Source organism: Microbulbifer sp. CnH-101-G, assembly GCF_052466775.1.
The window spans coordinates 1,054,031-1,068,741 of sequence record NZ_CP174292.1; the positions used below are offsets into that span (position 1 = coordinate 1,054,031).

Here is a 14,711-nt window from a genome sequence, read left to right on the forward strand (position 1 = left end):
AACCCTGTCCGCTCAAAATACAGTGTTATTTAGTGATTAAGAAGCATTTGGTTGCATCGATTTTCCACTTCTTCTCTTATCCCACTTGATTAGTCCAATCAGCAATCCTGAGATAATTAATAAAGCTGAACCTATTTTAATTGGCCCCAGAGGCTCTTGATAAAATAGCCAACTCGCAAAAAGTCCAAAAACTGGTACCAGTAAGGTGAGGGGAGCAATGGTAGATAGCGGGTAAGTGACGACCAAGCGATTCCAGATCCAATAGCCAAGTAATGTGGTAGGCCAAGCCTGGAATAGAATTGAAAAGATAGTTCGCTTATCTATTTCAATTAGGCTGTAAAAAATCTCTTTACCTTCCAAAGCCAGCGCAAGAGCGATTAAAGGAAAAGGAGCGAATAGTAGGCTCCAAACGATAAAGGCGAAAACCTGCTTAGTGTTCGCAGCCTTCATTATTAATCCACTAACCCCCCAGCAGATTGCTGCCATTACCACCAGGCTCACGCCGAAAAAGCTGACACTACCGTCTTCAATAAGCAAGGCTAGCCACAGGCCTAAGAGCGCCAGGCTGGCCCCTAACAACTTTTGAGTGCTTATGGTTTCTTTTAGAATCATCCAACCGATCAATACAGTGATTGCTGCATTGAGCTGAAGAAGCAATGAAGCCATCCCTGGAGAAAGCCCTGCTGTAACTGAATAAGTGGTTAGTCCCCAGATACCCGTACCGAATACCAGGCTATAGCTAAGGATATATCGCCAGGCTACGGGAGGTCTGGGTATAAAGAAAATGGCCGGTATTGCCGCAAGAGCAAAGCGCAGGGCGGTCAGAAGCATTGGATTGAGATTGGTGGTGCCCATCTTGATAGCAATAAAGTTCATCCCCCAAATTACCGTCACAAAAATTCCCAATGCCAGGTCTTTATAGCGCATAACTTCAGTCCCATTGATATCGGGATAGTTTCTGTGCATTCTGGGATTTGGTACAGATACAGATTTGAACCAAAAAAAGTATACAGTTTGTTGATTTGCTTCCCCTTAAGGGCCTGTGTTCAGGGCGAGCTGTGGATGTCGGAGGGGAGTAGTCATGCGGTATAAGAGTCTGGCTGATCGTTTAATAGACGATGTGCGCCTGGGGAGAGTGCAGGCGGGGCAAAAGCTTCCCTCATTACGGCAGCTTGCCCAGCAGAATGAGGTCAGCATGACTACCGCACTAAACTGTTATCGTTATCTTGAGGAGATAGGATGGGTACAAGCCCGGCCTCAGTCTGGTTTTTATGTGAGACAGCCTCTAATCGTGGGGACACTTCCCGAGTTGCCTACTTTTGCTAGTCAGGCAACAGCGCCGAGTACAGGTGGGCCCTCCTATTCTGTGCTGCCTGGACCACTCGGAATAACTCAGTTGGCTGCGGAATTGCAGCCAGTTTATGGTTTGGAGCGAAGCTTACGCCGTGCCACTCGAAGTCAGGGGGAGAGGGTATGCCTTTATCCTGATGTTCAAGGAGAATTACCGCTACGTCGTTCGCTTAGTGAGCACTTTGGGAGCTCAGGATTCCACTTTCAAGCCTCAGAGCTTGTGATCGCCAATGGTTGTCTCGATGCAGTACGCACAGCGCTGGAAGTAACTACTAGACCCGGAGATGCGGTGGCCATTAGTTCCCCTTGCTACAGCGGGCTCCTTCAACTCCTGGCAAGAATGCGGAGGAATGTTGTGGAGATTCCTTCTACCGCTGAGGGATTGAATTTGCATCAGTTGGAGTTACAGATGCAAAAAAGGAGTATTAGTGCAGGGCTTTTTACCTGTAGCCACATGAACCCAACCGGCATCAGTCTTAATGTTGCACAGAAACAGCAGTTAGCCGAGTTGGCGAATAAATACCGCATCCCAATTATTGAGGACGATATTTACCATGAGCTTGATCACCGAGGTACCCCTCCACTGCCAGTATGCCATTGGGATAAAGGGGGTTATTTACTATGGTGTGGCTCTATATCAAAAACGCTAAGTGCTGGTTATCGGCTGGGTTGGTGTTTGCCTGGTCGTTATCTAAGTGACTACAGGCATCAGCGTCAATGTGAAAGTTTAGGGGTAAATTCACCTCTCCAATTGGGTTTGGCCGATTTTGTTGCTAGTGGCCAATATGCCAAGCATCTGTCGGCATTGAGGCCTAGATTGGTAGAGCAAGTAGCTCAGTATCGTAATTTTTTGACTGACCGACTCCCCTTTGGGGCCCGTATCAGTGCTCCTGCAGGTGGACTGGTTTTATGGCTACAGATTCCTGGGTTAAATGAACAGCTTTTTGCGTGTCTTGCCCAGGAGCAAGGCTTGGATATAAGGACAGGGTCATGCTTTAGTACCCTAAATTATTATAAAGATTGCTTAAGGGTTAACTGTGGCTTTCCTATGAAAGATAAGATAGGGGAGTATTCTCAAGCAGGAAAACAGCTGGAGCGGCTGGTTGGGCTGATCAATCAGAGTGTTTGAAGCAAAAGTATAGCTTTTGAGTAAATTTTTTAATTAAGCCTGTTATGTTGATTAGATTTAAATTTCTATTTAGGCCTCCCGTAGTCTAATAGCGCGCACTCACTTGCAGATGGTTTGACACCTGAAATTACTCCATCGGTGATGTTGTTTGCCATGATTAGCGCTGTCACGACATGACAAAAATATTTCAATTGCCCGCCTCCCTTTGCTAGAATCCGCGCCGATTTTGAGAGAGTTAATTCATGGAGGACTACAAATGAAAACTATTGCAAAATTAACTGCGTCAATTTTGGCTGTTGCTGGCACCATCCCTGCTCAGGCAGATACAACATTTGATTTACCGAATTTTAGTCAGTGTTCAGAGGTTGCGACTCAAAGCAATACTAACGACCGCGAGGTATATCGCATTTTTTCAGATTTTTACTATGAAATCGAAGATAAACGCGAGTATGCCATTACTGCGGTGAAGGACTGGGCAAAAAATTATGCAGCCAGCTGTATCACTTCCACCACCCAAATTACACTGGATGACGTGCAATGTGATGAATTTGTTGGCGGTGCGCCAATTTGCCGTATTGAAAGTGATGAAGGCGATTATGTCGTTGTAAAGGATTACGTTGATTCCACAAACGTAGTACTTTCCAAGCATGATCAGCAACGCTGGCCTGGGGTACATTCTTCCAATGACATGGATATGCTGTGGGTAGCGAACCCTGCGCAATGTTACTCCGATCTGCTGGGTTCTGGCTGGGATTCCCAGGCTTATTACCAGGATGCGTATAACTATCGTTACTTCGGTGATTACCGCTTTGTTTTAGCTAGAACTACTCGTGATCTTGTACAAAACCTGGCGGGGCAGTCTGAGCAGTGTGCCTATGAAACGACAGGTATTGAAGCTTACAAAATGGAGTGTGCAGAGACTTCAGGCGGCACCAAGGTGTGTGCTTCCAGGTACACGAATGCCGGTTATTTCGTATTTGTTAGTGATGATAATCACGGTATGCACGTTATATTTAATCGCTGGGATTAATAAATCTCTTTGACTATGAAAGCCCCCTTTAGTTAGTGGGGGCTTTCAGCAAGTGGGGGCTTTCAGCGTATGCATCGCCTCTCTCACTCTCCTCTTCTCAATAAATCTCTACAACAGCGCTGCTTATCCTCATCCATAACTTCTCAAATGGCTGTTCTCAGCAATCAGCATATCAAGACTTTTGTGACTCACGATGAATGCCCCTTAATAATTCTGCTCGGTACTTTTGTTGCCTAGTGTTTTAGGTGAAAACTATTTCTCTATCTTCCCGCATTGAGTGTCTTAGTCAATATTCGACACGCCTTGCTATTGAGCCTGCTGACTGATAGGCTGCAAATGTGATCACATTTTTATCTAAGTAGCTTCGGGGATTCTCCGGGGGTGGCTTATTTTTAGGATTGACAGGATCAGGGAGCAGATTGATGCAGGGTGAAATTCTACCCGCCACGCCTAAGCAGGCTGCCGTAGTAGCGCACTTGGTTGCCAAGTTGCTATTTGTTCTGGTGGGACATAAGCGCAAAATTAACGCTGAACAATTAGCCGAGGCGAGCAGTAAATTGCTAGCCAGTAATAGTGGTTTTAATGCCTTCCTTTATTATGTTGAGGATAATCCTATAGCAGTTATTACGGTGTCCAGATCTGCGGCTATTTATGCCGGAGGTTTTTACGGTGTGATTGAAGAGTTTTACGTAGAGCCTGAATACCGTAGCCAATCGATCGGCAAAAGATTACTTGACCGGGTGATTCAATTTGCAGGGGAGCAGGGTTGGTCTCGCTTGGAAGTGAGCACACCAGAGAAGGAAAAGTGGAAAAGAACAGAAGATTTTTATCGGCGAGAAGGTTTTTCAGGTAACTCTAATGGTGAGAGGCTCAAGTTAGAGATTTAGAACTCTCTAGGTTTATAAATCTAAGAGGAACGATAGATATTGAAATAGATTCGCCTTCTATTCGTGTAGTTTCCTTTCCTGAGCCTAATTGCAATCTAATAGATGTTTTACCGGTATTTTTTTGTTTGACTATTTGGTCCCGATAGGAGTATCCCCTATCGGGAATACTGGTTAACAGTGTCATAAACTCGTTCTTGATTTTTGCAGTTTAATATAATTAACTGCTCTCCAGTTTTCGGTAGTTACACCTTTGATCTCTTTAACTTGCTGGGATGATTAACCTTTCAAATCGGCCTCCAAAGGTGCAGAAAATTTATATATGGATGAAGTGAGTTAACTATATAAATCTATATCTATAAGCAAAAGGTCAGGTAAAGCAGTCGGCCGTTTTTATTACAAGGAAAATAATGAAACGTCGCGATCTTCTTAAAGCCGCTGGTGCCCTCTCTGCGCTGCCTATTGCTGGTATGACATCTTCTACAGCTCAGGCAAGTAATCGCTTAGAGAATTTTCCGAAATCTATTATGCACGGTAGTCTGCAGGACTCAGCCGGTTTTCTTAAGGTGGTTCAGGGTAACCTGCCAGATGATGTCACCGGCCATCTGCTGATGGCCGAAGGTATCCCTCTCGCCCCTAATCATTTAACCCCCAACGGAAAAGGCGCGCTCACCCGGTTGGATTTTAGTGGTAGGGCTAGTAATGGCAGTGTTGCTTTTACACGAAAAATGATCAGAACCGCCTCTGCAATTATGCAGGAGCAGGATTTGAGTGGTTTCGACAAGTTTAATCTGCTGGGGGGAACGATCTATTCCAGTGCAAACCTGGGTTTCATGAATTATTGCAACACGGCCCCCAATTATATGGGGGATAACCGCTTTGCTATGAGCTACGAGGGTGGAATGCCCTATGAATTCGATGCGACCACACTGGAAATGATCACGCCTATCGGTGAAGTGGACGAGTGGGAATCCAGCCTGCCGCCACTGCTCGATAACCTAACGCCAAAGAAGTGGCTGTTCCCGCAAATTCGTACCACAGGCCACCCCTTCTTTGATCTGGAATCGGGTGAATGTATCACCATAAATTATGGTGGAAACATGGGGGACTCCGGGCGCTCGGGCTTTATTCGCCTGATCTCCTGGGATCAGCAGGGGGCTTTTAAAAGCTGGAATATTCGCGATCGTCAGGGAAACAACGCCTACATTGCCGCCAGCTCTCACTCCCTGGGGGTTACTCGCAATCATGTCATTATTTTTGAAACAGCGGCCAGGGTGGAGTCTACCCGTATTCTCGGTACCCATATTGTATTGCCGCAGGAGCACAGAACCCGCTGCTGGGTGTTACGCAAATCTGACATGGTGCCTGGGCGCGAAGATATTATTGCCGATTATCTGGAGTTGGGCTTCGATACTTCGGATATTGTTTGTAATTATGATGATAGCGCTGGTGAAATCACCCTCTATGGCCAGTATATGGGGGCCATGGATAAGTCTGAGCAGCTATTCCGCTATGAGATATTCCAGGAGGGCGGGCTAGTACCGAAATGGCTGTCCGGCTATCCAGCAGCACCGGTGGATGTCGGTGGCTTGGTGCGGGCACGGATACAAGTAACCTCTGACTTCGCGCGGGAGATCAAGGAAGACTATCAGGTTATTCGAGATGAAAATCTGTTGTGGGACATGAATGACCCGGCCTATCGTGGCCACTTCCAGTTTCCTGAAACCTTTGAGCATCTCTATTGGGCCGCGGTGGGTTACCGCCCCGATTTGGTTTCAATGCGCGTATCCTGGGCATACCGCAATTACCCTGAACGTTTATATAGCTATTGGGATATGCCCGAGCAAAGCAGGCCATCTGCTTTGGTGCATATGGATTGCTCCCGTATGCAAATTGCCGATGCTTATCAGTTCCCCGATGACTGTGTGATGCGCACTCCGCAGTTTATGGCTCGACCTGGGTCCACCGCTCAGAATGATGGCTACCTGATAGCCGCCGTTGTTCGAAAATATCCGAGTGGTGCTCAATCCAACGGTAAAGAATTTTGGATATTCGATGCCGCTGCACTCAGTAGGGGGCCACTCTGTATCCTCGCCAGCGACTCCCTGGAATTCGCCACTACCAACCATGCCCTATGGGTGCCTTCTATAAGCCGTCGCCCTACCGCGGCTTATCGTTCTGGGTATGGGGACTTCCTGCGCGGTAAGGCGCCGGATCACAGCCGCAATGTTCAGGACATTATCAGCCGGGAGCTTCTGCCCAGGTTTGGTTAATTTTTCTAATTAGTTGACTTACAACCACTCTGTAATACAACAACAAGGAAACAAAGGCATGTACCATCAACTACTCTCCGGGCGATGTCATTTGTTGCGCCGGGCCACCAGTTTTTTATGTGCGGCAGGTTTGTTTTTTGCTGCGGGGGCTTCGGCGGAGCAGTTACCCCCACCCATTGATGTACCAGAGGTTATAAAAAACTACCAGGAGACTCAGGAATGTTTTCCAGGGGTTATTCATGACCCTTCAACGATTGCCGAGGTGCAGGCAATCGTGCGCGATGCAGCCGCTCAGGGCCGCAAGGTCATGACCGGCACACGGCGTTTCAACAGCCAGATAGATGCTGCCTGTGCCGGTAATGGAGAGGTGCAAATCACCCTGGAAAATATGGATCAGGTGGTTAGCCTGGACAAAGAAAACCGCCTGGTAACCGTACAGGCCGGTATGCGCTTTAATAATTTGGCGGCCTACTTACGTGAGCATGAGCTCAGTGTGCCTATGGTCACGGAGCTGGCGATCTTCTCGATTGGTGGGATGCTCGGTAGCGGCACACATGGTTCTACCTTTACCCAGAAGAGCAATATGATCTCGGATTATGTCACCGAGATAAAACTCGTTGATGGTAAGGGGGATCTACGTGTTATTAATGGTGAGCTACTCAATGCTGCACGGGTTAATCTGGGCGTGTTGGGGGTTGTGGTTGAAGTGACCATCGAAGCCGAGCCGGGCTACAAGGTGCGGGCCAAAGTGAAGGGGCACCGGGATGACAGCGACCTGGAAAATGTTGTCTTGGATCTTGCCCGAGATAACCACTCTGCAAATATTGCCTGGTTCCCTGGGTTGGGGCGCTATACGGTAACCACCTATAACAAGGTTCCCTTGGACACCCGGGGCAATGCTTATAACGCTCAAGCCGATGTCTCTGATTTTTCCGAGTATCTGTTTGGCCTGATTTTCGATAGCCTTCATGAGGCCGACAGTGCAGCTTTACAGTGCTTTGCCGCGTCCCTGCGCTATACAGCCCGCTCCAGCTCCTACTTCCGCGATGTTAATACGGGTCTCAAGAAATTGATTAAACCCACAGGCCATGCGGACCTGATGCAGCATTTTGTTTGTAAAGAGCCGAATAATTGTGTCTGGGACAAGCTGCCGATTGCCTTACAGGAAGTGGCTATACCCTTTGAGGAGTTGCCCAACTGGATTGCCGATGTGCGCCAGATTATCGCCCACAGCGAGCGCACTTGCTTCCCTTTGAATGGTATTTATTTCCGCTTTGGCAAGGCCTCCGACAGCTACCTGGGAATGAGTGCCGGGCGCGATACCGCTTTCGTAGGAATTGAGTACACCCTTCGCCAGCGTGGTGAGGCGGTGCCGAAAAACTACTTTGTGAATCTGGAAATTGAACAGATGTCCCTGCGGAAGTATGGTGCCAGGCCGCACTGGGGTAAGAACTCGGTGGCTATTTTTGAGGATATGCCTTCACGCTTCCCCAAATGGTCTCAATTCCTCGATGCCAAGGCTGAGCTGGACCCGGAGAATGTCTTTACCAATCCGTTCTGGGAGCGTGTCAGTGGCCAAGATCCACTTGAGAATTACCTAACGCCACATTGTAATGCCGATGGTCAGTGCTATTGCAGAACCGATGAGCACTGTGAGCAGGGGGCAAGCTGCCAGGCCGGTAGTTGGTATTCTGAGGCGCGGATTTGTAAGAAAGATTAAGTTTGTATTGATGCAAAAGGGGTGGCAGTTTCGCCACTCCTTCTCATTTTTTTCGATTGATCGTTAATTATTTGACAGATGCTCTTTAATGAGCAGGCAAAACTTTTCTGGGTTTTCTATTGGCAACATGTGATTTTCTGAAGCAACTTGTAATAGTTTCGATGTCGAAATATGACTGGCCGCAGATTTGGATACTATCTGAAAGAGCTTTCTGGTTTTACTGCCGTATCCAATCGTAGTTGGAGTTGGGATTTCAGATAAGTGCTCTTTATCCAGGCAGGGCTTTTCGGTTTGGGAGAGTTGTAAGGGGAGGGTGTGCGCATTTTCCAGTTGCTGGTCACGGAGTTCTGGTGCTTGTGAAGAGAAATATCCAGCTCTGTTCCCGGAGCCATCGATAAGAAACTCGACAGCCGCCTCAAGCTCACCATTAGTAACTGCGTTAAATACCTTACCAAACATGGCTTCGGCATCCTGCATAAATTCTTCCATCTTCTGGGTGTCTAGATGTCCTGGGTACCCAGGTTCATAGACAAATAGGCTTTTGAATAATTTGGGTGCTTTTATCGCTGCGCTTAATGCAACGTCAGCACCATAAGACCAAGCGATCAAATGAAAGGGGCCCTCATTAAGGGTGGCTGCAAAATTAATCAGATCGTTGGCATGCGTATCAATACCAAAACTTCCCGTTTTTCCTTTTTTTTCAGCGCCGAAGTGTCTTTGGGTGAGAGAAACAACCCTGTACTCTTTTGAGAGTATATGGTGATGCGGCTCCCACATTCTTTCATCGGCAAGTGCACCATGAAGAAAGAGGATAGTTTCTTTAGGTTTTTCTGGTGAGTACTTTATCATGGGTATATAAACTTTATTATTTATTTCTAATTTTTACTCTCTGAATCAGAGTGTGCTAATAGCTTGACTGTGCACCTCTATGCCCTAAGGTTTTATTTTTGTAAAGTTTGATAAGGGCCAAGAAGCTGATAGCGGCTAAGTTTACTCCGATTCCCCAAGTTTGTTCATTTAAAAAAGAAAGTGCGTATTCAGCACCGACACTCAGGCGATATGTGCCACTGATGGGTGGACAGGTCAATAAAAAGGATGCGCCTATTCCGGTGGCAATTTTGAAGTTCACTACAGGAGATGTGATCCAGGGAATCTGTGCGATAAAAGCCCGCTCAAGATGCTCTATATTTGAAAGGTCTTTTAAAAACGTTAAGCCCGCATAAAGTGAGTATACAAAAAAAGTGAATACAAAGCTGTTGCCAATTACTTTGTAGAATGTTAATTCTCGTGAGGCCACGGTATCCACTGCAACCATAATGATTCCAACGGAGCTGCCGCCAATTGATGTGGCCAGTAAAATCTGTCTGATGGTTGTTTTCAATGATTTTCTTTTAAAGACCAGTTTCCTCAGGCTCTTTTACTGATCGCTTTTTAAAGGCCAAGTATATTGATAAATTGATCATATATGAGGGACTATTTCTCTATACGCTGTCCTGATCGGTACAAGAAATAAGGGCAGGATTTATTAACGAGCGAATTGCTTTGCTAGAGCGCCTGGGTGTAATACAGGCGCTTTAAACCGAGAGGATTGCTTTGAAAACTTATCAGAGTCGTGGCAGGAAAGACTTCCTGTCTATTTTATTTCTCCAACAACTGATCCAACGGCAACTCAGTACGGTAGCGTACCTGCTTTAAAGAAAAGCTGCTCTTGATATGGTCAATTCCCGGCAGCTCTGTCAGCTTTTTATCGAGAAACTCCTGGTAGGCCTGCAGGTTGGGGACCACAACCCGGAGCAGATAATCGAAGTCGCCGGTCATCAGGTAGCATTCCATAACCTCCGGCCATTGGCCGATAACGGATTCGAAATCCTGCAGCTCTTTTTTCACCTGGTGGTTGAGGGTGACCTGGATAAAGACGCTGACTGGAAGCCCTACTTTTTCCGGCTCCAAGAGGGTCACTGCGCGCTTGATAAAGCCCTGTTCATTGAGGTTTTTGACCCGGCGTGAGCATGGGGAGGGGGAGAGGCAGACTTTTTCTGCCAGCTCAATATTGGGGATAGTGGCATCTTCCTGGAGAATCTCCAGGATTTTTTTATCAATGGCATCCAGTAAATAGGCCATGGTCTTTTTCCGTATCTCTTCTCTCTGAACGAACACCGGATTATCCGGCCGCTTCACTGCCTTGCCGGCATGACAAAACATCCCGGTTGAATCCTGTCTGGGCAATTATCCTGTTTTATTGCAGCGCCGTGAAACCGTTTATTCTTTGCTATCAATATTCATTCGCTCGCCAGCTCAGCGCTGGGTGACCAGCCACTATGCATTCGTTCATTCTGCCTTTCCATTTGTCGTCCAGCGAGTGAGGAAAATGGTCATGCGAAGGGATAGATCAGTTTGTATCCCGCATCGACATCCCCGTGAAGTTCCTAATCGATGAATCCCTAAAAAACCGGCTTTTTGAGTGAATTGTTGCTAGCAGCTTATGATCTTTAGCGAGTTGTGTCCGTATTATGCCCTAGCCAGGCTTATTTTGGTATGACCTGCCTGGCCGGGCGGTGTTAATTTTAGCGGCTAAGCAGATGCCTCGGTTTGGCTTTCGACTGGCTCCCTCAGTGTTGAGATGAAATAAGCACTGTGACACCCGCCATCGAACCGGGCAAAAGAAAAGCAATAATTAATAAATAGGTGGTACCCATGGCAATGGTCGAAGGCGATCAGGAGCTGGGCTTTGATACAGAGTATTCTCTCAAGGCCGCGTTTACCCGCGATTCTGGCCGGGTCTTTTTGACCGGCATCGACGCACTGGTGCGCCTGCCGTTGATGCAGAAACGCATGGATGAGCTGGCGGGCCTGAATACTGCGGGCTTTGTTTCCGGTTACCGGGGGTCTCCCCTCGGTGGTTACGACCAAGCCTTGTGGCGGCACAAGAAGTTATTGGCTGAGCACGATATTCACTTCGAGCCGGGTATCAATGAAGATCTTGGGGCCACCAATATTTGGGGTACCCAGCTGATCGATCACTACCGCAAGCAGGCCACTCGCGATGGGGTCTTTTCCATCTGGTATGGCAAGGGCCACGGGGTGGATCGCACCGCGGATGTGTTCCGCCAAGCCAATATCCAGGGTACCGCCAAGCTCGGCGGCGTGCTGGCGCTGTGTGGCGATGACCACACCGCTGAATCCTCCATGTTCTCCCACAATACCGATCAGATTTTTGAATCGGTCATGATGCCGCTGTTGTTTCCCGCCAGTATCGATGAGTATCTCACCCTCGGGCTCGCCGGTATTGCCCTGTCGCGCTTTTCCGGCCTGTGGGTGGGTTTCAAAGCGATTACCGAAACGGTGGAGGCCGGTGCCTCTCTGGTGGTTCCGAGCCTGCCTCAGTTTAGTATTCCGGCGGATTTCCCCATTCCCGCGCACGGCCTGAATTACGATCCGCACCTTAACTGGCCGGCGGAGCGCCTGGAATACGAGCGCCGCATGCTGGAGGAACGCCTGCCGGCGGCGCGGGCTTTCGCCTATGCCAACCGTCTGGATAGAACAACTCACAAGGCCGAGCGCAAGCGCTTTGGCATTGTGACGGTCGGCAAGGCCCACGGGGATCTACTCGAGGCGTTGCAGCTCCTCAACCTGAGCGAAGAGGACCTGCGCCAGGCGGGGATTGCCATTTACAAGGTGGCAATGTCATGGCCCCTGGAGCCCCGCGGTATCGGTGAGTTTGCCGATGGCATGGAGCGCCTGCTGGTGGTTGAGGAAAAACGCCCACTGGTGGAAGACCAGCTGAAGAATCTTTTATATGGCTGGGAAGATGGCCGCCGCCCGAAAGTGGTCGGTAAGAAAGATCTCAATGGTGAAGACCTACTACCTGCAATCTGGGGGTTTGGCCCGGACCAGGTGGCCAAGGCCATCGCCCGCTGGCTGGCGGACACCGATCTCGCGCAGCGACTGATTCCACTGGCAGAAAAGCTGGGCGGTAATGTGCCGCAGCGTGCCCAGGGTCTATTGGCGCGGGAGCCGATCTTCTGTGCTGGCTGCCCCCATAACACCTCCACCAAACTGCCGGAGGGCAGTCTCGGCAGTGCCGGTATCGGCTGTCATATTATGGCGCTGGGCAAGGGGCTGCGCACCGATACCTATTCCCATATGGGCGGTGAAGGCGCGCACTGGGTGGGGCTGTATCGTTTCTCCAGTGCCGAGCATATTTTCCAGAATATGGGTGACGGTACCTATAACCACTCCGGGCTGCTGGCTATTCGCCAGGCGGTGGCCAGTAAGGTCAATATCACCTACAAGATCTTGCTCAACGATGCGGTAGCCATGACCGGTGGCCAGCCCGCCGATGGCGAAGTAAATGCTCCCAGCCTGGCCGCGCAGCTGCTGGCTGAGGGGGTGGGTGAGGTGGTCCTGCTCAGTGAAAACCCCGATCACTGGCACCAGCACCGCGGCCAGTTGCCGGCGAAGGTGGAAGTACTGGACCGTTCCGAGTTGGATGCCGTCCAGCGTCGCCTGCGTGAAACGCCCGGTGTTACCGCCATTATTTACGAGCAGGTGTGCGCCGCAGAAAAACGCCGCCGCCGCAAGAAAAAGCTGATGGTGGACCCGCCCAAGCGCCTGCTGATCAACCAGCGTGTATGTGAGGGTTGTGGCGACTGCAGTGTGCAGTCGAGCTGTATCGCCGTAGAGCCACTGGAAACTCTTTATGGCCGCAAACGCCAGATTAACCAGTCCAGCTGCAACAAAGATATGCGCTGTGCCGATGGTTTCTGCCCCAGTTTTGTCACTGTCGAGGGGGGGGAATTAAAAAAACCACCGGTGCAGTCCCTGGCCGAGTCCCTGGATGCTGCAATTGTCAGTTTGCCCGCAGCGCCGGTGGCCGCCTTGGAACAGCCACTCAGTATTTTGGTGGCCGGTATCGGCGGCAGCGGTGTTCTTACCGTGGCCGCACTTTTGGGCATGGCCGCGCATCTGGAAGATAAGGGCAGTACCACGCTCTACTTCACCGGCCTGTCACAAAAGAATGGTGCGGTGGTTGCTCACGTAAAGGTGGGTGCGCGCCCAGAGGCCATTACCACCGCGCGTATCCGCGATGGCGCCGCCGAGCTACTACTCGGTTGCGATATGGTCACCGCTGCCGGTCAGCGCCCCAAGTTTGCTACCGGCAAAATGCGCGCGCTGGTCAATACGGCCGAGGTGCCTGTGGCGGCGTTTGTGCGTAACAACGAACTGGCCTTCCCGGCAGATACTACCCAGCAGAGCATTGAGTCCCTCTGTGCTGAATACTTTGCCTTCGATGCGAATAAATACGCTCAGGCACTGTTTGGCGATACCGTTGCCAGTAACCTGATGATCATGGGCTTCGCCTGCCAGAAAGGGCTGCTGCCTATTGGTGAGGCGGCACTGGAGAGGGCGATCGAACTGAATGGTGTGGCGGTGGAAAACAACCTGCGCGCATTCCGCGCTGGGCGTTTGTTGGCGACGGACCCGAGGGCGATTGAAAAACTGGCGGTGCCGGCGCAGCCAGTAAAAATGATTGAGCCTCAGGAATCTGTAGAGCAACTGATCGCACGTTTGAGTAGCGAGCTGAGTGAATACCAAAATGCCGCCTACGCTCGCCAATTCACACAGTCTATAGCGCCGCTGCAGCGAGCGGAGTCGGCCCTGGCCGGCACGGCGGGGGAGTTGACCCGCACGGCGGCTAACAGTCTGTTCAAAGCCATGGCCTACAAGGATGAGTATGAGGTAGCGCGCTTGTACAGTGGCGAGGATTTCCAGCGCCAACTGCGCGAGACGTTTAGCGGCGATTACTCCCTGAAATTCCATATGGCCCCGCCCGTATTGGCTCGCCCTGATGCCAGTGGTCGGGTGCGCAAGATGCAATTTGGTCCCTGGATGGGCCGCTTAATGCCGCTGTTGGCGCGGGGTAAAGTACTGCGCGGTACCGTGCTGGATGTATTTGGTTACACCAAAGAGCGCCGTGCCGAGCGCGATTGGGCCCGCCAGGTGGCTCAGGCGGTGGAATCGGTGGCGGCCCAGCTAAGCACTGATAATATCGCCGCGGCGCGTGAGCTGCTGGAGATACCCATGCAGGTGCGTGGCTACGGCCATGTGCGCGAGCAGAAGTTTGCCCTGGTGCAGGAGCGCTGGCAGAAACTGTTTACTCAGTTTTCCGCTCGCAATGGGGTAGAGGAGCCGGCAGCAGTTTCTTGAATTATTTAGAGAGTGTCAGAAGGCGAAAGTAAAAATTCATACTTGCATAGATCGTAGCCTGGGAATTTGACAGGGAATGCGCTTGAGGCATGGATGCCGATAACCTGGATACAGGTTT

At 49.9% G+C, this 14,711-nt stretch carries 10 protein-coding genes; 6 read left to right on the top strand and 4 right to left on the bottom strand.

The genetic code is table 11. The annotated features are described in order from the left end of the window. Window positions 1-36: 36 nt before the first annotated feature. Window positions 37-927 (bottom strand): EamA family transporter, encoded by an 891-nt coding sequence (locus ACJJID_RS04805; protein WP_444921713.1) that lies wholly within the window; start codon window positions 925-927, stop codon window positions 37-39. A 154-nt stretch (window positions 928-1,081) separates the two neighbouring features. Between ACJJID_RS04805 and ACJJID_RS04810 the strand changes: the two genes are divergently transcribed. The 5 genes from ACJJID_RS04810 to ACJJID_RS04830 all read left to right on the top strand — a co-directional run bounded on the left by ACJJID_RS04810 (window position 1,082) and on the right by ACJJID_RS04830 (window position 8,386). Beyond that, window positions 1,082-2,479 carry an aminotransferase-like domain-containing protein gene (locus tag ACJJID_RS04810; RefSeq protein ID WP_444921714.1) on the top strand — a complete coding sequence of 466 codons (1,398 nt, stop codon included), beginning with the start codon at window positions 1,082-1,084 and terminating at the stop codon, window positions 2,477-2,479. Window positions 2,480-2,735: 256 nt separating this feature from the next. Next, on the top strand, window positions 2,736-3,509 hold the full coding sequence (locus tag ACJJID_RS04815; protein ID WP_444921715.1) for a hypothetical protein: 774 nt from the start codon (window positions 2,736-2,738) through the stop codon (window positions 3,507-3,509). A gap of 422 nt (window positions 3,510-3,931) precedes the next feature. Next, window positions 3,932-4,396: a GNAT family N-acetyltransferase gene (locus tag ACJJID_RS04820; RefSeq protein WP_444922605.1), complete on the top strand. Its 465-nt coding sequence runs from the start codon at window positions 3,932-3,934 to the stop codon at window positions 4,394-4,396. 407 nt (window positions 4,397-4,803) lie between these two features. Then, the gene (locus ACJJID_RS04825; protein ID WP_444921716.1) at window positions 4,804-6,666 is read left to right on the top strand and encodes a carotenoid oxygenase family protein; all 1,863 of its coding nucleotides are present in this window, start codon (window positions 4,804-4,806) and stop codon (window positions 6,664-6,666) included. Between the two features lie 58 nt (window positions 6,667-6,724). Then, window positions 6,725-8,386, top strand: a complete 1,662-nt coding sequence (locus tag ACJJID_RS04830) for a D-arabinono-1,4-lactone oxidase (RefSeq protein ID WP_444921717.1) — start codon at window positions 6,725-6,727, stop codon at window positions 8,384-8,386. Window positions 8,387-8,449: 63 nt separating this feature from the next. On the opposite strand, the gene ACJJID_RS04835 is transcribed toward ACJJID_RS04830, so the two are convergent. The 3 genes from ACJJID_RS04835 to ACJJID_RS04845 form a co-directional block, all read right to left on the bottom strand. After that, window positions 8,450-9,235, bottom strand: a complete 786-nt coding sequence (locus ACJJID_RS04835; protein ID WP_444921718.1) for an alpha/beta fold hydrolase — start codon at window positions 9,233-9,235, stop codon at window positions 8,450-8,452. Window positions 9,236-9,290: 55 nt separating this feature from the next. Next, the gene (locus ACJJID_RS04840) at window positions 9,291-9,767 is read right to left on the bottom strand and encodes a hypothetical protein (RefSeq protein WP_444921719.1); all 477 of its coding nucleotides are present in this window, start codon (window positions 9,765-9,767) and stop codon (window positions 9,291-9,293) included. Window positions 9,768-10,024: 257 nt separating this feature from the next. Then, window positions 10,025-10,588, bottom strand: coding sequence for an Lrp/AsnC family transcriptional regulator (locus tag ACJJID_RS04845; protein WP_444921720.1), 564 nt, complete (start codon window positions 10,586-10,588; stop codon window positions 10,025-10,027). A 492-nt stretch (window positions 10,589-11,080) separates the two neighbouring features. On the opposite strand from ACJJID_RS04845, the gene ACJJID_RS04850 reads away from it, so the two are divergent. Next, window positions 11,081-14,593, top strand: coding sequence for an indolepyruvate ferredoxin oxidoreductase family protein (locus ACJJID_RS04850; RefSeq protein ID WP_444921721.1), 3,513 nt, complete (start codon window positions 11,081-11,083; stop codon window positions 14,591-14,593). The last annotated feature ends 118 nt before the right edge of the window (window positions 14,594-14,711 follow it).

Excerpts from the sequence above, each read along its gene's own strand:
- ACJJID_RS04805 (WP_444921713.1), bottom strand. The coding sequence starts at position 927 with ATGCGCTATAAAGACCTGGCATTGGGAATTTTTGTGACGGTAATTTGG.
- ACJJID_RS04810 (WP_444921714.1), top strand. The coding sequence starts at position 1,082 with ATGCGGTATAAGAGTCTGGCTGATCGTTTAATAGACGATGTGCGCCTG.
- ACJJID_RS04815 (WP_444921715.1), top strand. The coding sequence starts at position 2,736 with ATGAAAACTATTGCAAAATTAACTGCGTCAATTTTGGCTGTTGCTGGC.
- ACJJID_RS04820 (WP_444922605.1), top strand. The coding sequence starts at position 3,932 with ATGCAGGGTGAAATTCTACCCGCCACGCCTAAGCAGGCTGCCGTAGTA.
- ACJJID_RS04825 (WP_444921716.1), top strand. The coding sequence starts at position 4,804 with ATGAAACGTCGCGATCTTCTTAAAGCCGCTGGTGCCCTCTCTGCGCTG.
- ACJJID_RS04830 (WP_444921717.1), top strand. The coding sequence starts at position 6,725 with ATGTACCATCAACTACTCTCCGGGCGATGTCATTTGTTGCGCCGGGCC.
- ACJJID_RS04835 (WP_444921718.1), bottom strand. The coding sequence starts at position 9,235 with ATGATAAAGTACTCACCAGAAAAACCTAAAGAAACTATCCTCTTTCTT.
- ACJJID_RS04845 (WP_444921720.1), bottom strand. The coding sequence starts at position 10,588 with ATGTTTTGTCATGCCGGCAAGGCAGTGAAGCGGCCGGATAATCCGGTG.
- ACJJID_RS04850 (WP_444921721.1), top strand. The coding sequence starts at position 11,081 with ATGGCAATGGTCGAAGGCGATCAGGAGCTGGGCTTTGATACAGAGTAT.